This is a genomic window from Bacillus australimaris (assembly GCF_001307105.1).
Classification (GTDB): Bacteria; Bacillota; Bacilli; order Bacillales; family Bacillaceae; genus Bacillus; species Bacillus australimaris.
The window spans coordinates 34026-54337 of record NZ_LGYN01000030.1; the positions used below are offsets into that span (position 1 = coordinate 34026).

Genomic DNA, 20312 nt, shown 5'->3' on the forward strand with positions numbered 1-20312 from the left:
GAATGAAGGATGATTCATGTATTATTCGTTTGTCTTGGCAATATTTGCAGATCACCGATGGCAGAGGCGATGTTTAGAAAACGAGTAGAAGATGAAGGACTGAGTGAGCACTTTGTTATTGATTCAGCAGGCATTGGAGGCTGGCATCAAGGCAGTCCTCCGCATGAAGGAACACGAAAACTACTTGATGAAAAAGGGATCAGCTATGAAGGGATGTCCGCAAGACAAATCATGGATGAGGACATCACAACATACGACTATATTATTGCGATGGATGCTGAAAATGTAGGGGCACTTCGCAGTATAGCCGGCTATGGGAAACATCACTTTATTGGCCGGCTCCTTGACTTTGTTGAAGACGACGATCGAGATGATGTGCCAGACCCTTATTACACGGGAAACTTTGAGGAAGTACATGATTTAATTGAAACAGGAATTGATCGTTTCTTGACGTATGTAAAGAAAGAGAAACACCTTTAACTGAAAGGAGATCAGATGAGATGGAAGAGAAAAATCAAATCATGCTTCGAGGAGCTGTGATAGGAGCAGCTTGCGGCGCACTGCTGACATTATTTCATCGGCCAACGAGAATTGCGCTCAAAGACAAATGGGATGACTGCCAGGAAAAGCTGGGTGAATACCGCCAGGAGCCTGGCAGGATATCAGCTTGTATGAAAGAAAAAATGGAAGAGACGAAGCAGCTGATGCGAACAATCTCAGATGATTTGTCATTTTTAAATGAACAAGTCAATCAGTTAAAGGAAACAACACCAAAGGTATTAGAGATTATTGAAGAAACAAAGGATCACTTTCGATCAAAATAGAAAGATTGATTATTGGAGATGAGGCGTATGGGTTTTATTAAAGCGTTAATTGAACGCTTTTTGCTGCATGAAGGACCGGCAAAATCTGCTGAGCTTGCTTACTTCTTTTTGCTTTCATTATTTCCGTTTCTCATCTTCGTGCTGACGCTCGTTGGGTATTTACCGCTGACGTCAAAGGATGTCCTGAGCGTCATTTCCGGTTATGCGCCAGAAGGAGCGCTTTCGATGATTGAATCCATTGCCGAACAGACGCTGAATAACCGGAACGGGGGATTATTGTCGTTCGGGATTATTGCCGCTCTTTGGTCTGCATCTAACGGGATTAATGCCGTCGTCAGAGCATTTAACCATGCTTACGAAGTTGAGGAAAATCGATCCTTCATTCTCGTACGTTTAACATCAATCATCTTAACGATAGCGATGGTTTTGACCATTATATTTGCTTTAATGCTTCCTGTATTCGGCAAAGAACTTGGCTTGTTTGTCGCGAAGTTGATCGGACAGTCAGATGCATTTCTCGCGATATGGACGGCCATGAGATGGATCATTAGCCCGCTGATTTTATTGATTGTGTTTACATCCTTGTACTATTTTGCTCCAAACATCAGGCTGAAATTGAAATTTGTTCTGCCAGGCGCTATTTTTGCGTCGATTGGATGGATTTTGGTGAGTATGCTGTTCTCATTTTACGTAGGCGAGTTTGCCAATTACAGTGCGATGTACGGAAGCATTGGGGGAATCATTATTTTAATGATCTGGTTTTATTTAACCGGCATCATGATTATTCTTGGCGGCGAGCTCAATGCGCTTTTACATAAGCGTAAAATCGTACCAGGCAAGGTATGAAGAAATCCGGGCATCCTAAAGAAGAACGAACATGTTCAATCTTAATGGATGGGGGAATCACATATGTCCAAACAATCGAAAAAAGGCGGAAGTAACACGAAACAAAACAAAGGCCATCAGCCAAAGCACAAAACAAGCGGCAGTGCGAACGGGCAAAATGGTTATCATTAAATGAAAAAAACTCCTCTGCATAGCGCAGGGGAGTTTTTATTTCAGCAATCGTATATATCGCTTAAGGAGAAAAGCTGTATCAGGCTTTGGCTGATAGTGAGGATCGAGCTGGAACCCTGCTTTCATCGCTACACGTTCACTTCTGACATGACCAACAGGACAAAAGATTTCAAATCCATCGACTTCAGGAGCAAAGGTATCTGTCATAAATTTCACGATGGTTGTTACAGTGCCCTGACCTTGCGCGTCTTCATCAATCCAATATCCAATATTGCCTATTCTCTGATCAAACGTCAGGCGGAACACACCGATTAATTGCTTTTTCAGCTTAATGCCAGCTTCCATCCCTTTTCGTTCGGTGTAGGTGGTTTGAGTCGATTGAATAAATGTTTTCACATCTTCTATGCTTTTGCAGTGATGCACCCATGGAAGCCATTCCCCTAAGTAGGCCTTATTATTTTTGATAAGTCTAAATAGTGTGTCCGCTTCGTCTAATTGTAGGGATTCCAAAGTCAACTCTTTTGATATGTCATATGTAAACAAAGCTCGCTCCTCCATTTATGTTAGTGACTTTCCAGCACCGCCGTCGTTCGCCCAAATCGAACGCAGCAAAACACAAATAATATCACAATACTGACAAGGTAAAGTAAATTCATTCCTTCAAACGCCTGTACAAAGAACCCTCCGAGAACCGGTCCAAGAATACTCCCTGCACTAAATGCCATCCCGCACATTAAATTTCCGGCAGGAAGCAGGTGCTTTGGCAATAAGTCCGTCATATAACTGATGCCAAGTGAGAAGGTCGAGCCTACCGCCATTCCGGCAATAAAGAAACAGATCGCCACAGCCAAAACCGATTGAATGAAAATCCCTGCTAAAAGGAAAAAGAATGATCCAGCGAGTGTGACACATAAAATGATGCGGCGTCTGCCAAACCGGTCGCTGAGCATCCCGAGAGGAAGCTGAAAAACAATGCTTCCAATGGCAAACGCAGGTAAAATAAATGCAACTGCATCTACTGTCACGCCGCTTCTGAGTGCATACACAGGGAAATTACTATTGAGCGTCGTTTCTAAAAAGCCATAACAAAAAGGCATCATAAAGGCGACCCAGCCAAATTGAAAGGCTTTTTTAAAGCGCTTCAAGCTGTTTGTCTGCTCTGATGTTTGTACTTCACCTGAATCTGGATATGTATTTTTCAGAGCAAACACAAGCAGCCAGATACATAAACTAACGGCACCAGAAACAATAAACGGTAAAGATGGATTGATCTCAATGAGCGGCGTTAAAAAAGGCCCAGCGGCAAAACCGAGTCCGAAGGATAACCCGTACAAAGAAATATTTCGTCCGCGATTTCTCGATGATGAAGCATAGGTCACCCACGTTTGTGTAGAGAAATGCAGCATATGGTCACCAATCCCGATCATAAGCCGGAGGAAAAACCAAACGACATAAGATTCAATAAATACAAAGCTAAACAAGCTTAAAAAGACAGCAGCGCCTCCAATGACGATTAACGGCTTGAATCCAAACCGTCGAAGCGGTGCTTCCATAAAAGGGGACGCAAGCAGGACACCAATATATAACCCTGTGGCATGCAGTCCGTTTAACGTAGGAGATGTGCCGGCATGTTCAAAAATAATTGAAATGACAGGCAGTAATGCTCCCTGCGAAAAACCAGATACGGATACAAGTAAAATCAAAATCATAAAGTGAATTCTCGACATAAGAAGCTCCTTACAAGTTCATATTTTCATCGTACAATGTAACCATAGGGGTTTCAATAGAAAGGTGGAAAAGGAATGAAGCTGACATACGAAAAGGATCGGTGGGTAGCAGATATTGATGACAGGCAGCTGCATATTTCAGGAAAAGAAGAAACTGGATACAGACCCTATCAATTGTTCACCTCAGCCATTGCTGGCTGCTTTGGAGAAATGCTTATTCATGTATGCCGGAAAAAGCGAATATCCTATGAAGGGCTGACGATCACACCTGAGGCGACAAGAGCAGGGGCTGTAAACAAGATATCCCGCATTCATTTACATATAATGTTTAAACACATCAGTATATCTGATGAACAAATAGATAAAGTCATCACACTTGCTTTGAAGCATTGTTCTATGGTGCAGTCCGTGAAAGGAAGTATGGAGATCACCTTTTCACACGAGCGAATCTAAATGTATATGATGCCGGCACTCACGAAAGAATAACAGTCAGACATAAGTAAAGGAGAATGGCTGTATGAATCGTTTATTTCTTGTGATTGTCGCAATCGGTGTTCCATTATCGGTGATTGGCAGTGTTCTTCATTTCCCGCAGGTCGTCATGTTTGCCGTTTATTGTATCGCCATTATTGGTCTTGCTAGTTTTATGGGAAGAGCCACAGAAAGTCTTGCCATCATTGCGGGGCCAAGGATTGGCGGACTTTTGAACGCCACATTTGGGAATGCAGTGGAGTTAATTATTTCGTTTTTTGCTTTAAAGCAAGGCTTAACGGCTATCGTACTTGCTTCATTAACTGGATCGGTCATCGGGAATTTACTGCTTGTGGCGGGGCTGTCTTTTTTCGTTGGCGGATTAAAATATAAACGCCAAGTGTTCAATGTTCACGATGCAAGACACAATTCTGGCTTGCTCATGTTTGCCATTATTGTAGCGTTTGTCGTTCCAGAAGTGTTTTCAATGGAGATGGCAGAGAATAAGCAATTTGTTTTAAGCATTGGAATCAGCATCGTCATGATTTTGCTTTATGTAGCAGCGCTCTATTTTAAACTGGTCAGCCACCGCGGGGTCTATGTTGCCAAGCAGGAGGGCATGGAAGGGGAAGCAGAGACAGAAGAAGAAACACCTGAATGGTCTGGGAAGTTTGCCACTGTCATTTTGCTGCTTGCGACGATTGCCGTTGCGTACATTTCAGAGCGCCTTGTTCATACATTTGATACAGTAGGAGAACAGTTTGGCTGGAGCGAGCTGTTTATCGGGGTCATTATTGTGGCCATCGTCGGCAACGCAGCAGAACATGCCTCTGCTGTCATCATGGCGTATAAAAACAAAATGGATGTAGCCGTGGAAATTGCCTTCGGCTCCACACTTCAGGTTGCCATGATGGTCGCGCCGATTCTTGTCATAAGCTCTCTATTTTTTGACAAGCAGATGCCGCTCATTTTCTCCTTACCAGAACTCATTGCCATGGCATCGTCTGTGTTACTCACGGTCATTTTATCGAATGATGGTGATACAAACTGGTTTGAAGGGGCGACTTTACTTGCTGCCTATTTCATTATGGCGATTGGATTTTTCCTTTTATAATCTTTTGTGGATAAGGGACGACTTTGCGGAAAATACTATGGAAAAATGAATGAGAAAGAGTGATGATATGAAAAAGATGCCCCGCATCATGTTTGTTGTTCTCTTATCCTTAAGTTTTCTATACAGCTTTCCAGCGGAGGCGGCAAAGCCATTTAAAGTGCCATCCTCTGTCGCAAGTATCTCAAAGGAGAATACGTATCCGAATGCTTCACAGGACCAGCCCCTGCTTCAGCCAAGCGAGCTGACGGCTGAATTGTTCAAAACAACAAATGTACCGATTGAGAATACTCATTTGATTAAAATGCTGAATGAATCCAGTATTTCAGGGACGCCATTAGCTGTTGGCTATCGCGCAACCATTTTCCTTGGGAGATGGGCGCTGAGCTATGATTCAAACGAAACGGTCGCCAACTGGGAATACAAAAAGGTGAATACGAACCATATTGATAACAGAGGCGGCAACAAAACAGCCATTGGCAAATACGTTCAAAAGCAGCAAGTGAAAGTAAGCGGCGGGCTCACAGCAAAAGTGCCAAACCCCGAAGATGTGAAAACATTGATGATGCAAAAAGCCATTCAGAAAACAAAGCTGCCCCTCGCTTTTGACACCGTGATTGGCGCAGGAACAAAGCGAGATCAGTCATACCACGTCTCTCCGAAAAAAGCAGCATCGCTTCATGCCTATGCACCAGCGATTAACGAAAAAGGTAAGGTTACTTACGGAGAAGTGTACCTTGTGCTAAAAGGAAATAAACGCAAACTCGTCGTAAAAAACGTGACTTCGCAAGGAATCGGCGCTTGGATACCTGTTCAGGATCACCTGACGTTTGGGTTTCAAGGGATGAATTAAAACAGTCATCTCCTCTTATCAACAGAGGAGATGACTGTTTTTTGCTAATAGGGTTTCTCTTTTTTTCTTTTTAGTTCATTTTTGTAAAAGTCAAAGGCGTTATATAAATACCAAATGATAAAAAGAAAGAAGATAACTTTAGTCAATATCGGTAAGTCGTTGAAAATAAGACATAGGCCAAGATAAGGGATGATCATAAATCCATAATAAGAAAACCACCATGTTTTAAAAATGAAACTCATCTCCTTGGAAATTGTAGACATTAACATCTTATACATATATTACATTTTTTTGAGGAAATAAAAAAGCCATAGTAGAAGTTGAATGAACTCAACGACTACTATGGCTTAAGTTTTTTATTCCCCTAAATCCACATTATGATAAACCTGCTGCACGTCTTCAAGCTCTTCTAAAACATCGATCAGCTTTTCAAATTGTGCTTTAGATTCATCATCTAACGTCACTTCGTTTTGCGGGAGCATCGTGATTTCAGCGACAGTGAATTCTTCTACGCCGGCTTGTTTGAATGCTTCTTGAACTTGATGGAATTGATCTGGTTCAGCGTACACAATAACCGTTTCATCTTCTTCCATGATGTCACGTACATCAACATCTGCTTCCATTAGAAGCTCAAGCGTTTCTTCTTCGCTTTTCCCTTCGACACCGATGACAGCTGTTTGGTCAAACATGTAAGCAACAGAGCCGCTTACGCCCATGTTTCCACCGTTTTTCCCAAATGCTGCTCGAACATCTGAAGCTGTACGGTTCACGTTATTGGTGAGGGCATCAACGATGACCATTGATCCGTTTGGACCAAATCCTTCGTAGCGCAGCTCATCGAAATTCTCTTCCGCACCGCCTTTGGCTTTTTCAATGGCACGGTCCACAATGTGTTTTGGAACACTATATGTTTTTGCACGTTCTAGGACAAAACGAAGTGCTTGGTTTGATTCTGGGTTTGGCTCACCTTGTTTGGCAGCCACATAGATTTCACGCCCGAATTTTGCGTAAATACGACTTGTACTGGCATCCTTTGATGCTTTCTTTTCTTTAATGTTGTTCCACTTACGACCCATCTTATTCACTCTCTTTCACTTAGAAAATACACAGTATGAGGGTCCCCATGCTGCATGAAATCATTCTGCTATCTATTATACATGAATCAGTCAAGAGGATAGAAGTTAGAGGGCTGGAATGAAGAAAATTGTTAGCGAATGTTCAAGTGTTCCATGTTTCTCGCGAGCCCGAGTCAGCCCGGCAACATGTATATAAAAAATAACCCCATCATAAATGAGGTTATTTTGCAGGCTGAGGATAAACGAGATCTTCGAGTAATTTGATATCATGCTGATGAAGTTGTTTGATCATTTCTTTTCGCACAGCGAGGGCAGCTTCGAAGTATTTTTCATCTTCGACCATTCCTTTCACTGTGATTTCAATTCCTCGATTCAGTTTATTCAGACCCATAATGCCATGAACCTGAAAGGGTTCAATGGCATTTTGAAATTCATCTTTTTTAAGCAAATCATAATGCATTTGATTTAAATGATCACAGGCTGATTCAAGTGCTTGAAAGGCGATATCTGGATTTTGATTCGCACTAATTAACACTGACTCCGTAATCCGCATGTAGTGCATGTTATAGTTTTGGATTTGCCGGATATCCCCGTTAGAAATGGTTAACAGCTTGCCGCTCCATTCTCTAATTTGCAGAGAGCGGAGACCAATCTCTTCAATCGTTCCATTAAACAGGTTATTCACCGTCACATAATCCCCTTTATGAATCTGGCGTTCATAGATGAGAAAAATGCCTGCTAAAATATCACGAATGAGCGTCTGGGCGCCAAAACCGATGACGATCCCAGCAACACCAGCACCCGCAAGGATTTTCCCAAAGTCATGAAAAAAGAGCGAAATGACATAGAGAACAAAGCAAATCGAAGCGGTGTATTTCGTAACGGATTTGACCAAGCTTTCGATTGTTTTCTTCTTCTTATCTTCAATGAATTCCGTTCGTTTAAAGAAAATTTGAATGGCTTTGTTAATCAAAAAGACGGCAAGCCAAAGAACGAGTCCAACAAGGAGAATTTCAATGTATTTGTTTTTGACCACTGTCAGAAATGTATCGTCCATCTATCGGTTACCCCCTGGCTGTTCGAGAAGTAAAATCAACATCTTGATAATAGCTGTTTTTCACAAGAACATTCGGACCAAGGCATTGCACGCTTGGGCAATGGCAATTCAGCTCTTTCGCTAATTTCGTGTCCATCCAGCGTGTATAGGCTGATTGCAATGTATCAGTTGCAATGTTTCCAAGCGGCGGTGTATCGCCAAAGTCTGTCACAATAATATTCCCATCAAAAATATTCACATTCAACCGTGAGCGGCCGTCAGGGTCATTTCGTACTGTGACATTTTTCTCCTGGCGCAATCGGTTGAGGAGGCGCTGGTCTTCTTCATCTGTGCTGCATGAATAAAATGGCAGGGTGCCAAACAGCATCCATGTGTTCTGATCACGAATATCAAGCAGCTGATGAATCGCATCCCGCATTTGCGGAAGTGTCAATGATTCAAGGGCGCTGGCGAAATCACTTGGGTACATTGGGTGAACTTCGTGGCGCTGACATTTCATTTCCTCCACGATTTGCCGGTGGATATGTTCGATATATGGAAGCGTGCGCTTATTTAGCATGGTTTCAGCCGATACTGTCACACCGGCTTTAACAAGTGCCTGACTATTTTCAATCATGCGGTTAAATAATTTTTCGCGCTGTTGAAAGGTTGGTTTTCGATCCATCATGGCAAAGCCGACCGTTGCAAACTCTTCGACAGTGCCCCAGTTATGTGAAATGTGAAGAACATCTAAGTATGGAATAATTTCTTCATATCGCGCCAAATCAAGGGTTAAGTTCGAATTGATTTGTGTACGGACGCCGCGTTCATGGGCATACTTTAATAAAGGAACGACATATTCCCGTACGGACTTAAGAGAAAGCATCGGCTCTCCGCCTGTAATACTAAGGGAACGCAGGAGCGGTACTTCATCTAAACGGCGAAGCAGCAGATCAAGCGGCAATGCATTCGGGTCTTTTGGCTGCAAAGTATAGCCAACCGCACAGTGCTCACATCTCATGTTACATAACGTCGTTGTCGTAAATTCGATATTTGTCAGCTTCATTTCTCCGTATTCCTGCACATCGAGATAGGCTTCCCAAGGGTCGTGTGCAGGTGTAATCGGACGAAGTGCTGTTTTTTGGTTCATGGTATCTATCTCCTTTTCATTCGGGCAAACGTAGACCCGCCAACAGTTAATTTTAAGCCTCATCCCTGTTATACGCAAGGGGGATGCAATTGATTTACAAGGGAAAAAAAGATAAGCTATAAACAAATGCTAAAGGGAGTGTATCTATGGGCAAGGCAGCAGACAGCAAAGAGCAGCAGGTTGATTATTTAAAGAACCGATTAGATATGTTTATGAATGTGATTGATTCATTAGATCCTGAATCAACAGACGTTGAGGATATAGACAGACTGATCCAGATGATTGACGACCTAGAAGCGAAATATGAACGATTTAAAAATGATTGGAAAGAAGAATAGCTCGCGCATTGCGGGCTTTTTTCTTTAAATTGGCAGGTGAATTGGTGTATGAGTCTCGGTCTTATTCTGCACAATAGAAGAAAAACCGGGAAGTGACGTAAATGAAAAAATACATGCTCATCTGTTTATGTGCGCTTTTTGTTTCCATGCCTCTCACAGAAGTGGAAGCCGTCTCTAATAAGCCCATCCACTGGGGATTTGCGAAAAGCAAAGAGCATAAGCCGCCAGATGCCGGCAAAGAATTGACGGTACTTTTAAAAAAATATGATGCCTTCTATTTAGGAAACACGAAAAAGAAAGAGATTTATTTTACCTTCGACAACGGCTATGAAAATGGGTACACGCCAAAGATTTTAGATGTGCTGAAAAAACATCGAGTACCAGGCACCTTTTTTGTGACAGGTCACTTTGTAAAGGACCAGCCTGGGCTTGTTAAACGGATGGCAGAGGAAGGGCATATCATTGGAAACCATTCCTATCATCATCCAGATTTAACAACAAAGAGTACGAAAGAAATCAAAGAAGAACTGGACCGTGTCAATGAAGCTGTTTACAAAATCACAGGAAAACAGGATAACCTCTACCTTCGTCCGCCTCGCGGTGTGTTCAGCGAAAGGGTACTAAAAGAAACGAAACAGCTTGGCTACCAAACCGTTTTCTGGTCAGTAGCGTTTGTGGACTGGCATATCCATCATCAAAAAGGAAAACAGTATGCTTACGATCAAATGATGAAGCAGGCGCACCCAGGTGCCATTTACTTGCTTCATACCGTCTCAAGAGACAATGCCGAAGCGCTGGATGATGCCATCACGGCTCTGAAAAAACAAGGATATTCCTTTAAAAGCCTAGACGATCTCATGCTTGAAAAGGTATGGCATCTGCCTCAGCTATAGAAAAAAGCCTGCAGAAGATTGCAGGCTTCAGCGTGTAGACAAACCCTCGCATTCTTTGTCAGTCCTGCGCTTCGGTGCTCACGAATGTCAAATTCGCTCCGCTCCGATGCTCGTCCTTCCTAGACTGCAAAGTTTTTTATCACACTGAAAAGAAGACAAAGGGCTAAAATAAAGATCATTTTAGCTCTTTGTCAACAATTTGAAGCTTGCAGAAATCTGCGAGCTTTTTTGTTTATCCTTCTCTCATTTGACGTTGAAACAAAATGGGAGGATGGCGCTTAAAAGAGTCAATCAAGCCCTCACCGAAAATCGTGATACTTTGCTCCCAAGGGTGTCCTAGCATTCCCCAATGCATCTCTTTTGATAAAAAGAAATAGTAGTCTCAATTAGGAAGCACAGGTACTCTCCATTCTCCAAATTCATCTTTTTCAAACGAACCATGTGGTGTGACCCAGTAGCATTCGTGCTGCCAATCAAGTGCCAGCATATATTCATCTGCTTTGATCTGCTCCTGAAAAACAAGTAACGCCTTCTCTTCAAGATCTTCATCTGCAAGTAGAAGAGAAGGTTCCTCAAAGTAAGCAGAAATATCATATGTGATAAAAGGAGAGGGGACTTGAAAAGCGGGAAAGCGAGAGATGCTTGGTTTAAATTTGAAATCTCGATAAAATGTATTCCATACGTACTTTAGTTCTTTATTAGTCAGTGGAATCCAGTTTTCCATATTAGCTGCCTCCCAAGTACATCTCTCAAAACACTATTTGAAAATCCTGAACCATCCTTTATGCTTAAACCACAAAAGCATACCTGTGACGAGCAGACCCATGAAAATCAGCACGCCAAAATAGCCATACTTCCAGTGTAATTCAGGCATGTTATCAAAGTTCATTCCGTACACCCCAACAATAAAGGTTAGTGGAATAAAAATCGTCGACACAATGGTCAATGTCATCATGATCGCATTCATCCGATTGGAATTCAGCGTCTGATAGCTGTCTCGTAAATCCGCTGTCATGTCCCGGTTTGATTCAACGATCTCTGTTAGTTTCAAAAGATGATCGTAAATATCATTAAAATACGCTTGGCGGTTTGTATCGCTTTTCATCGTATTTGTGTTCACAATACGATATAAAAGGTCCCTCATCGGGATAATCGTTCTTCGCAGTTTGAGCAAATCGGATCGGATTCCGAATACTTCGTTCATCAACGTGCCATACGTTTTATGACCTTCTTCATCTTCAATTTCATTCAGCCTGTCCTCTATTTGATAAATAATAGGGAAATAATCATCAACAAGCTGATCAATCAGCATGTAGGCAATATGCTCAGGTCCGCTGTTTCTTTCTTTATCAGATCCCTTGAGCTTTCGAATGACACGATCAATGTATGGCGCTTCCTTCAAATGAAAGGTCACGATATAGTTTTTACCAACAAACAGATCAACTTCCTCAGATCGAAGCGTTTTTTGATTAAGGGCATGCAGCACGAAAAATAAATACCCCTCATAAAAATCAAGCTTCGGCCGCTGCAAATAATGGAAGCAATCCTCAATCGCAAGCGGATGGAACTGAAAATATTCCTTTAAAAGCGCTGCTTCTTTTTCCGTTGGCGCATGAAAATCAATCCAATACCAGGCGATATCGGGGCTTGAAAGCTGCTGCAATGTTGCATGTTCAATCAAGTCGCCGTTTTTTGTCACTGCAAGTTTTCTCAGCATGTGCACCCCTCCAGACTTGCATTATATCATGAAGCAGTGTCGGTGAACTTATACGTTTTATCCATAAAAAAAGCCGATCTCAGAAAGAGATCGGTTAAATGTGCGTGTATGATTGATGGATAAAACCGAGAATTAAGGACGATGGAAAGTAACGAATTTATCTTGACGGTCAAACCAGCCTCTAAACGCCCAGTTATCCCAACCGCCATCGCCGTTGTTTTTAAATGTACCACTTTCGAATACCCAAATACCGTAAACAACATTTCCGAGATTCGCAGTAGCGAAAGTTTTGACGCCGTTAAAACGGTCTTCGTAGTTTTGGCTTAGGTTAAAGACCATGACGTTATATCTGCCGCCAGCAGCGTAGAATGTGCTTTCCATTACGCTTTTTACGAAACCAGAACGGTTTGCATTGGCATTTACTGCATTTACAATCGCATTAGCAATTCCAAGAACATCAAAGTTTACGTTAACATTAGGGCTAGCAGTAGTTCCTGCTTTACCTTCAGCTGCTTTGTTTAATACAGTTTGCTGAAGTGTAGTAGAAACAGGTGCTGAAGCTTTTGGCTCAGCAGCGTCAGCGAATAATGGCAGTGTCGAAGAAACAGCAGTGGCAAGTGCAACAGAAAGAATGGTTTTTTTCATTGGTCGGATCTCCTTTGTTTTTAAATATTGGGTCTTCTTTTTCGTAAAATGTGAAACTAGGTGAAGCCGGTTATCAATGAGGTAAATATGTTCTTGCAAGATAAAACAAATGATTGCCTAATCCGCTAATTCCTTTGTTCACCTCCTTGATATGTCATAATTATACAAATATATTTAGGGAGGAAGATATCACCCAGAGGTTCTATTTCTAATTTAAGGAAAATGCTCCTAAAATGTTGAAGATTGCTGTCGAATGTTAGCTGAATTCGACTAAAAACTTTCGTCTATCCAAAAGGAGAATGACCACAAATAAGGAAGATATAACTGATAAATTCTTGTACTCTTTATGTTTAATAGTATTCAATATAGAGAATCATTCATGCAAAATGAAACAATCACATCTGCGTGTGTTGGCAGAAAGGAAGAGGACATGTATGTGGGAAAAACATCTGGTAGTAGACCCGCCGTATCATTTCGATCAAGTGCTCAGACGAATGTCGAGCGATCCATTAAAGGCAGTCGATTTAGATAAAAGAGAAATTAAAGTACCGCTGAGGATGGATCATAAGCCGTACATTGCGGTCGTTCAAGCAACAGGAACAAAAGACGCGCCTTCGTTTCGGGTTCAAGCAAATGGCCCGGAGGAACCCATCCTTTCTGAAGTGAAGAGGATATTTGGCATGGAGCATCAATTACGCATCGTGCATGACCATTTTTCTCAAACGAATCTAGCGTCCATTTTTGAACGGCATATTGGAACGCCGCTCATGCTCGATTTTCATTTATATCATTGTTTGATGAAATGCATCATTCATCAGCAGCTTAATCTTTCGTTTGCTTACGAGCTCACGAAACGGTTTGTCCATACGTACGGCGAGCAGATAGAAGGCGTATGGTTTGATCCTTTACCAGAAACCATCGCATCACTTAAAGTGGAGGATTTGAGGCAGCTGCAATTTAGTCAGCGGAAAGCGGAATATGTCATTGATGTGTCGAAACGAATTGTGAGCGGTTCTCTTTGTTTAGACGAATTACATGATTTATCTGATCTAGAGGTGGAAGAACGTCTGCTTCCAATTAGAGGCATTGGACCTTGGACGGTTCAAAATGTCCTCATGAATGGGCTTGGAAGACCGAATCTCTTTCCAGTGGCAGATATCGGAATTCAAAACGCGATCAAACGGCATTTTGATTTGCCTGAAAAGCCGACAAAAGAGGAGATGGCAGTCTTAAGCAAGGAGTGGATTCCATATTTAAGCTACGCTTCTTTATATTTATGGAGAAGCATTGAGACAGATAAATAAATGAAAGGCATTTTCTCTCTTTGTCCAAGTCGTGATATACTAATGAGATGGAATAAAATGAAGACAACCTATCAAGGGTTCAAATAGAACGGAGAGAACAAAGTGAAAGAAAAACAACAAGGTGCCCTTTTGCAAAAGGGACAGCAGTTCCCGCTAACCATTAAACGCCTTGGCATTAATGGAGAAGGGGTCGGTTATTTTAAAAAGCAAGTGGTCTTTGTCCCAGGCGCGTTACCAGGTGAAGAAGTGGTGGTTGAAGCCACGAATGTCCAAGCAAAATTTTCAGAAGGTACGGTCAGAAAAGTACGAAAGCGCTCTGAGCATCGAGTCAAACCGCCATGCCCAGTATACGAGCAGTGCGGGGGCTGTCAGCTTCAGCATTTGGCGTACGAGCAGCAGCTAAAGGAAAAACGTGATATTGTCATTCAATCAATGGAACGACATACAAAGCTATCGGTTGAAAAGCTTGATATTCGGCCAACGATCGGCATGGAAGATCCATGGCACTACCGAAACAAAAGCCAGTTCCAAGTTGGACGTTCTCATAGCGGGGACATCATTGCAGGACTTTATGGACTTAATTCTCATAAGCTTGTACCGATCAAGGAATGTATCGTCCAGCATCCAAAAACGAACAAAACAACGGGCGTTGTCCGCAAAATTTTAGAGAAATTCGGCGTATCGGTCTACAATGAACGGACAAGAAAAGGCGACGTACGCTCGATTGTTGTGCGTGTCGGCTTTGAAACAGGTGAAGTACAGGTCGTTCTTGTCACATCAAAACCTGAATTTCCAAAGAAAAAAGAAATCGCCGAAGCCATTCAAAAACGACTGCCAGAAGTGACATCCATTATGCATAATATCAATGGCGAAAAAACATCAGTCATTTTCGGCCATAAAACATCTCACCTAGCTGGCAATATAGTCATCCAAGAATTTTTAGGAGACGTCTCTTTCGAACTAAGTGCACGTGCTTTCTTCCAACTGAATCCGAAGCAGACGCTAAAGCTTTACGACGAAGCGAAAAAAGCAGCCAAACTGACTGGCAAAGAAAAGGTCGTCGATGCGTTTTGCGGCGTTGGAACAATTGGGATGTGGCTCTCAGATGGCGCCAAAGAAGTAAGAGGAATGGATGTCATCAAAGAATCCATTGATGATGCGAAGAAAAATGCCAAAAAACACGGCATGAAAAACGCGACCTATGTGACAGGAACAGCGGAACACTGGCTGCCAAAATGGGTCAAAGAAGGCTTCCGTCCTGACGTCATCGTCGTCGACCCGCCAAGAACAGGCTGTGAGCGCACTTTCTTAGACACCGTCAAACAAGTCAAACCAAAACGCTTTGTCTACGTCTCTTGCAACCCATCCACACTAGCAAAAGACCTTGAATACATGTCAAAAGACTACAAAATCGAATACATGCAGCCAGTCGATATGTTCCCGCATACGGCGCATGTGGAGACCGTTGTATCAATGATAAGAGTGTAAAAAGTGAAGTGAATAAGACTGTCCGTGATTTGAATACTGGTTCCTAACTGGTAGGATGATTACGGATTTTTTTATCTACTAATTCATGAAAAGAGGGGAAAAGAATGAATCAATTCGAGATTCTAACAAAATACATACCAATGCTTCAGGAGGATCGTATCGGAGAATGGGTGATCGATCAGGAAAATGATGGATCGGTTGAACGCCCAATCCAGATGCCCTTTGTGAATTATTCCGAAACGGTCCAACACTTTATTGAAGATGTCTATATCTTTGCAGAACAGCATCAAGAAATGGAACTTACCCGCTACAGAGAAATTCTCAAAGAAAATGGCATTGAATGGGGAACGAACGATATGGAGCATGTGGACATTTCAAATTTAAATGCGCAGTGTGTACTTGCTCTCATCATGGGGGTTTTGAGAGCTGAGCGATTTAGTGAGGGAGCCATATTCAATTTCTTTAAAAATGGAGCCATCTTAAAATGGCTTGAAAGATTAAAAAACCTAGATGTATGAAATCTAGGTTTTTTATTTCTGATACGAGATCACGAGCATGTGAATTGCTCCGCTTCTTGACGAAATAGATCAAGCAGCAGCTGCTTGGTATTTTCCAGAGAGAGATGGGGCTCTTTATGAGTTAAGATTCCTATCGGGATAAAAGGGTCCTCCATCTCAATTGGAACTTTCACAAAATCATCTGACAATGGGGTAGAGGAAAGGACGACTCCGACAGAGGGAAATCCTTTTAGAAATGATGGAATGGCTGAAATCTGGCTGACGGTATAAGTGAAGGGCTCCACATGTATTCTTGAAAGTTCCTTTTGTAACTTCATGTGATATAAACAACTTTCCCCGCCTATGATCAAAGGCTGTTCATAAAGGTCCTTGATGAATGAAATCGTTCCAACTTGATCTGCCTGCTGTTTTGCGATAATAAAAGACATTTCCTCTTTGTACAACTCCTCAAACGGAAGTGTGTTCATCACGGGTTCCCCTGCAATAGCAAAATCGATCTCCCCTTTGAGTAGCTGTTTGTGAAGGAAATCTGTATTACCGATGATAAAGTGGCATGTGATATTCGGTTTTTGTTTTCTGAATGTTTGAAGAACGGAAGGAAGAATAGAGGCAGCGATAGGTTCTATGACGCCTATATTCAAGGTTCCGATTTCTTCTTTTTTGAATTTTTGAGACTGATCTAATACAAAATTCCAATGGAGAATCAGTTGATCAATTTCTTTGGCAAACAATTTCCCAGAAGGGGTTAATTCAGCCTCCCATCCTCGCACAAACAATTGAAATCCTAACTCTTTTTCTAATCGTTTAATCTGATTCGTTATGGTCGACTGTGCATAATTCAATTTATGAGCGGCTTTTGAGAAAGTTCCTTCCTGAATCACGGCTTGAAAAGCTTTTAATTCTTTTAAATCCATTTCCGATAATCTCCATTCGATATATAAATATATTTCTATATAATATTCAATTATATAAAACGAGTGTAGGGATGTAAAATGAAGTGAAACAGAAGAAGGGAGATGACATACATGCCATTTGTAAAAGTGAGTTATATGGAAGGTGAGTACGATAAAGAAAGCTTAGCTTCTATTAGCCAAACGATCATGAAGGCTCTGATGAAAGAATTTCATGTTCCTAAAAAAGACTACTTTCAGGTGTTCAGTTCACATAATCAAGGAGAATTTTATTATGACCCCAATTATCTTCTTCGTCATGAGAGGGATCAGGGGCTCTTGTATATCCAGATTACATGTGGTTCAGGAAGAACACAGGAGCAGAAGCGGTCTTTATATAAGGAAATAGCTAATCGGTTGTATAACCAACTCCATATACCGAAAGAAAATGTATTCATTATGCTGGTTGAGACGGGTTTGGAGAATTGGTCCTTTGGAGAAGGACTTGCTCAGATGATCAAGTAACGGAACGAATGAAGGAGGAAATAAGTATGCATGAACCAATTAAGACAACTGTGAAATTAACCCTCGGAGATTTTGCTCCAGCATTTGTTGAGTACTCCGAAAAAGTTCTCTTTGGGGATTTGTGGCGAAGAGAAGAGCTTTCTCTAAGAGATCGAAGTATGATTACAGTCTCAGCCTTAGTAAGTACTGGCAGCCTGAATCAGCTAGAATACCATTTACATCTTGCAAAGGAAAATGGTCTAACGAAGAACGAATTGATTGAAGTCATCACACATCTTAGTTTTTATATTGGTTGGCCTAAAGCTGCTTCAGCACTAGAAGCGGCTAAACATATTTTGGAGGACAAATAAAGTTCATCAAACAACGAGCCTTATTTTAGATAGGGCTCAGCGTGTAGACAAACCCTCGCATTCGTTGTCAGCTCTGCGCGCTGGTGCTCATGAATGTCAAACTCGTTCCGCTCCAGTGCTCGATCTTCCTAGACTTCAAAGGTTTTCTATCACGCTGAAAAGAAGACAAAGGGCTAAAAAAAGATCATTTTAGCCCTTTGTTAACAATCTGAGCCCTATTTTAGATAGGGCTTTTTATATGCGAATCAATTGTATTTTAAATTCTTCTGTTGACTTTCCCCTTTACTGAAAGGTTTATACTGTGATCAGATCAATAAAACGGAGGAGATACAGGATGTTCAAGATCGGTGATTTTTCTATGTTAAGTAAAGTCCCTGTCAAAACCTTAAGGTATTATGACCAAATTGATTTATTAAAGCCTAAGCAGATCGATCAAGATTCCGGTTACCGATATTATTCAGCTGAGCAGCTGCTTGAGGTCAATCGGATTTTTCTGTACAAGGAATTAGGCTTTACGTTAAAGCAAATGAGTCAGCTTCTTCGTGAAGATATTTCTGTCGAGCAGATTCAGGGCATGTTTCTCTTGAAAGAGAGTGAGATTCAGCAATTGATCGAGAGAGAACAACAGAAATTAGCACGGATTAAGGAGCGGATGCACCTCATCAAACGAGAGGGGTGTGTTGAAAAAGAACAGGAGGTCATCATCAAATCGGTTGAAAGCAAACGCATCATGTCTTTTCAATCTAATGGAACTGTTGACGACATTCCATCATTTTTTCAAACGTTTCATCATTTGTTACATAAACATCAGCAAGAATGGATCTCTGAGCCACAAATCGTGCTGTGGAGGGAATCACTTGCTAAAGAAAGCGAGTTCGAATTTGAGGTTGGGTATTCCGCCAAAGCGTTAAAGGAATCTCTGCCTCAGGGCATCACAATCCATACGTTACCAGCTGAAGAAACAATGGCGACGCTATTATTTCATTCAGATTCTCCCTTTGCACAATCTGCTTGCGTTGACCTGGCATCATGGATTGAACATAACGGATACCGCGTGAAAGAAGATCAGCCGGGCAGAGAGATTTATTATCCATTGTCTGAAAGTGAAGAAGGAAGACTCATTGAAATTCAAATTCCTATTAAAAATGAAGTCAAATCGTAAACATTGCCCAAAGGAGAAACGTCACGATGAAAAATAAAGCCGTTGTTTATTTACTTGCTTTAGCAGCCTTTTTAATCGGAACGATCGAATATATCATTACAGGCATTATTCAAATGGTCGCAGATGATTTACATGTCACGACATCAGCTGCTGGTTTATTGGTCACATCATTAGCACTCTCAGCAGCAATTGGCGCACCGATTGTCATTGCACTGACCATCAATATAGACCGCAGAAAAATATTATCATGGATGCTGATCATTTTTATTGTCAGTAATATCATCACAAGTGTCAGCCATACGTTTGAAATGGTGCTGATGACAAGGGTTTTACAAGGTATTAGTGGAGGGACGGCTATTGTGGTGGCAATGGCTGTGGCCACTCGTCTTGTCGAACGAGAAAAAAGAGGAACAGCCATTGGCATCATTTTAATGGGACTCAGCAGTTCCTTGGTTTTAGGTGTGCCAATCGGGACACTTCTAAGCAGCATGATTGGATGGAAAGCATTATTCGCAGCCATTGGATTGATCACGCTCATTCCGCTGATTGTTGTGTATAGGCGCATCCCTTCGATGAAAGAACAAGAACCGGTAACGCTTGGGATGCAATTATCAATATTAAAAGATAAGAGAATTTTGCTTGCGGTGGCAGTGACACTCTTTTATGTAGGAGGATATTCCACTTTATTTACCTATTTAACACCCTTCCTGCAAGAAGCAGCAAACCTTAGCATCACAGAAATCAGCGGCATTTTGTTACTAGCGGGAATATGCAGCTTTTTAGGCTCCAGTCTTGGAGGGATTGCAGCAGATAAAAGGGGCCCAATTTTTACGATTTTCTCCGGAATTATTCTACAAATCATCATGCTCATGCTGCTAGCATTTGTGACAGGGAATCTCGTGATCATGGTGGCGGTTATCATGATATGGATGATCGCTACATGGAGTACATCACCAGCTCAGCAGCTATATCTTGTAACACTTGTACCCAAATCTCCTGATATCGCATTAAGTGTTAATACATCATTTATTCAATTCGGCTTTGCTTTAGGATCGGGGTTAGGAGGACTTGTATTAAGCAGGACATCTCTATTGAACCTAAGCTGGATCAGTGCTGGAACGGTTCTTCTCGCTTTACTCATGACCATCCTGATGGTGGCGTTTGACCGAATCTCTCAGCATAAGAGTTTGAAAGTGATGGAGCATGGAAGGTAATCG

23 protein-coding genes and 1 pseudogene are annotated in these 20312 nt (G+C 41.7%); 15 read left to right on the plus strand and 9 right to left on the minus strand.

Annotated elements, in window-relative coordinates; translation table 11 throughout:
• The first annotated feature begins 9 nt into the window (after positions 1–9).
• Genes AKG37_RS17295 through AKG37_RS17305 form a run of 3 tightly spaced genes read left to right on the plus strand, consistent with a single transcriptional unit; the run spans position 10 to position 1670 of the window.
• On the plus strand, positions 10–480 hold the full coding sequence (locus AKG37_RS17295) for a low molecular weight protein-tyrosine-phosphatase (RefSeq protein WP_060699956.1): 471 nt from the start codon (positions 10–12) through the stop codon (positions 478–480).
• A gap of 20 nt (positions 481–500) precedes the next feature.
• Positions 501–824, plus strand: a complete 324-nt coding sequence (locus AKG37_RS17300) for a YtxH domain-containing protein (RefSeq protein WP_060699957.1) — start codon at positions 501–503, stop codon at positions 822–824.
• A 27-nt stretch (positions 825–851) separates the two neighbouring features.
• Positions 852–1670 (plus strand): YihY/virulence factor BrkB family protein, encoded by an 819-nt coding sequence (locus tag AKG37_RS17305; RefSeq protein WP_060699958.1) that lies wholly within the window; start codon positions 852–854, stop codon positions 1668–1670.
• 207 nt (positions 1671–1877) lie between these two features.
• On the opposite strand, the gene AKG37_RS17310 is transcribed toward AKG37_RS17305, so the two are convergent.
• Both AKG37_RS17310 and AKG37_RS17315 read right to left on the minus strand, forming a co-directional pair.
• The gene (locus AKG37_RS17310; protein ID WP_060699959.1) at positions 1878–2384 is read right to left on the minus strand and encodes a GNAT family N-acetyltransferase; all 507 of its coding nucleotides are present in this window, start codon (positions 2382–2384) and stop codon (positions 1878–1880) included.
• 20 nt (positions 2385–2404) lie between these two features.
• Positions 2405–3568, minus strand: a complete 1164-nt coding sequence (locus AKG37_RS17315; protein WP_060699960.1) for an MFS transporter — start codon at positions 3566–3568, stop codon at positions 2405–2407.
• Positions 3569–3643: 75 nt separating this feature from the next.
• On the opposite strand from AKG37_RS17315, the gene AKG37_RS17320 reads away from it, so the two are divergent.
• The 3 genes from AKG37_RS17320 to AKG37_RS17330 all read left to right on the plus strand — a co-directional run bounded on the left by AKG37_RS17320 (position 3644) and on the right by AKG37_RS17330 (position 6003).
• Positions 3644–4021, plus strand: a complete 378-nt coding sequence (locus tag AKG37_RS17320; protein ID WP_060699961.1) for an OsmC family protein — start codon at positions 3644–3646, stop codon at positions 4019–4021.
• Between the two features lie 64 nt (positions 4022–4085).
• The gene (gene cax / locus AKG37_RS17325) at positions 4086–5153 is read left to right on the plus strand and encodes a calcium/proton exchanger (RefSeq protein ID WP_060699962.1); all 1068 of its coding nucleotides are present in this window, start codon (positions 4086–4088) and stop codon (positions 5151–5153) included.
• 67 nt (positions 5154–5220) lie between these two features.
• Positions 5221–6003: a YfkD famly protein gene (locus AKG37_RS17330; RefSeq protein WP_050944786.1), complete on the plus strand. Its 783-nt coding sequence runs from the start codon at positions 5221–5223 to the stop codon at positions 6001–6003.
• A 356-nt stretch (positions 6004–6359) separates the two neighbouring features.
• Here AKG37_RS17330 and AKG37_RS17335 read toward each other — a convergent pair whose 3' ends face one another.
• The 3 genes from AKG37_RS17335 to yfkAB form a co-directional block, all read right to left on the minus strand.
• Positions 6360–7079, minus strand: a complete 720-nt coding sequence (locus tag AKG37_RS17335) for a YebC/PmpR family DNA-binding transcriptional regulator (protein ID WP_003218036.1) — start codon at positions 7077–7079, stop codon at positions 6360–6362.
• Positions 7080–7299: 220 nt separating this feature from the next.
• On the minus strand, positions 7300–8136 hold the full coding sequence (locus tag AKG37_RS17340; RefSeq protein ID WP_060699963.1) for a mechanosensitive ion channel family protein: 837 nt from the start codon (positions 8134–8136) through the stop codon (positions 7300–7302).
• 7 nt (positions 8137–8143) lie between these two features.
• Positions 8144–9265 carry a radical SAM/CxCxxxxC motif protein YfkAB gene (gene yfkAB, locus AKG37_RS17345; protein WP_060699964.1) on the minus strand — a complete coding sequence of 374 codons (1122 nt, stop codon included), beginning with the start codon at positions 9263–9265 and terminating at the stop codon, positions 8144–8146.
• A 146-nt stretch (positions 9266–9411) separates the two neighbouring features.
• Between yfkAB and AKG37_RS17350 the strand changes: the two genes are divergently transcribed.
• Entirely contained in the window at positions 9412–9603 is a 192-nt protein-coding gene (locus AKG37_RS17350) for an SE1561 family protein (RefSeq protein WP_012009274.1), read from the plus strand.
• A 101-nt stretch (positions 9604–9704) separates the two neighbouring features.
• Entirely contained in the window at positions 9705–10496 is a 792-nt protein-coding gene (pdaA, locus tag AKG37_RS17355; protein WP_060699965.1) for a delta-lactam-biosynthetic de-N-acetylase, read from the plus strand.
• Positions 10497–10728: 232 nt separating this feature from the next.
• Here the strand turns inward: pdaA and AKG37_RS17360 are convergent.
• From AKG37_RS17360 to AKG37_RS17370, 3 genes and pseudogenes are all read right to left on the minus strand, one after another.
• Positions 10729–11220 (minus strand): annotated as a pseudogene (locus AKG37_RS17360) (DUF2716 domain-containing protein).
• Positions 11221–11253: 33 nt separating this feature from the next.
• Positions 11254–12213 carry a magnesium/cobalt transporter CorA gene (gene corA, locus AKG37_RS17365; protein WP_060699967.1) on the minus strand — a complete coding sequence of 320 codons (960 nt, stop codon included), beginning with the start codon at positions 12211–12213 and terminating at the stop codon, positions 11254–11256.
• 132 nt (positions 12214–12345) lie between these two features.
• Complete coding sequence (locus tag AKG37_RS17370; RefSeq protein ID WP_060699968.1) at positions 12346–12858, minus strand: hypothetical protein; 513 nt, start codon at positions 12856–12858, stop codon at positions 12346–12348.
• Positions 12859–13292: 434 nt separating this feature from the next.
• Here AKG37_RS17370 and AKG37_RS17375 point away from each other — a divergent pair, with 434 nt between their 5' ends.
• From AKG37_RS17375 to AKG37_RS17385, 3 genes are all read left to right on the plus strand, one after another.
• Complete coding sequence (locus AKG37_RS17375) at positions 13293–14162, plus strand: DNA-3-methyladenine glycosylase family protein (RefSeq protein WP_060699969.1); 870 nt, start codon at positions 13293–13295, stop codon at positions 14160–14162.
• A gap of 102 nt (positions 14163–14264) precedes the next feature.
• The gene (gene rlmD / locus AKG37_RS17380; RefSeq protein ID WP_060699970.1) at positions 14265–15650 is read left to right on the plus strand and encodes a 23S rRNA (uracil(1939)-C(5))-methyltransferase RlmD; all 1386 of its coding nucleotides are present in this window, start codon (positions 14265–14267) and stop codon (positions 15648–15650) included.
• Between the two features lie 104 nt (positions 15651–15754).
• Positions 15755–16168: a DUF6508 domain-containing protein gene (locus tag AKG37_RS17385; protein WP_060699971.1), complete on the plus strand. Its 414-nt coding sequence runs from the start codon at positions 15755–15757 to the stop codon at positions 16166–16168.
• 29 nt (positions 16169–16197) lie between these two features.
• Here the strand turns inward: AKG37_RS17385 and AKG37_RS17390 are convergent, their stop codons facing one another.
• Positions 16198–17082, minus strand: a complete 885-nt coding sequence (locus AKG37_RS17390; RefSeq protein ID WP_060699972.1) for a LysR family transcriptional regulator — start codon at positions 17080–17082, stop codon at positions 16198–16200.
• Between the two features lie 111 nt (positions 17083–17193).
• Between AKG37_RS17390 and AKG37_RS17395 the strand changes: the two genes are divergently transcribed.
• The 4 genes from AKG37_RS17395 (at position 17194) to AKG37_RS17410 (ending at position 20309) form a co-directional block, all read left to right on the plus strand.
• Positions 17194–17583 (plus strand): tautomerase family protein, encoded by a 390-nt coding sequence (locus AKG37_RS17395; RefSeq protein ID WP_060699973.1) that lies wholly within the window; start codon positions 17194–17196, stop codon positions 17581–17583.
• 26 nt (positions 17584–17609) lie between these two features.
• Positions 17610–17933 carry a carboxymuconolactone decarboxylase family protein gene (locus AKG37_RS17400; RefSeq protein WP_060699974.1) on the plus strand — a complete coding sequence of 108 codons (324 nt, stop codon included), beginning with the start codon at positions 17610–17612 and terminating at the stop codon, positions 17931–17933.
• A 334-nt stretch (positions 17934–18267) separates the two neighbouring features.
• Positions 18268–19095 (plus strand): MerR family transcriptional regulator, encoded by an 828-nt coding sequence (locus AKG37_RS17405; protein WP_060699975.1) that lies wholly within the window; start codon positions 18268–18270, stop codon positions 19093–19095.
• 26 nt (positions 19096–19121) lie between these two features.
• On the plus strand, positions 19122–20309 hold the full coding sequence (locus AKG37_RS17410; RefSeq protein WP_060699976.1) for an MFS transporter: 1188 nt from the start codon (positions 19122–19124) through the stop codon (positions 20307–20309).
• Positions 20310–20312: the final 3 nt, after the last annotated feature.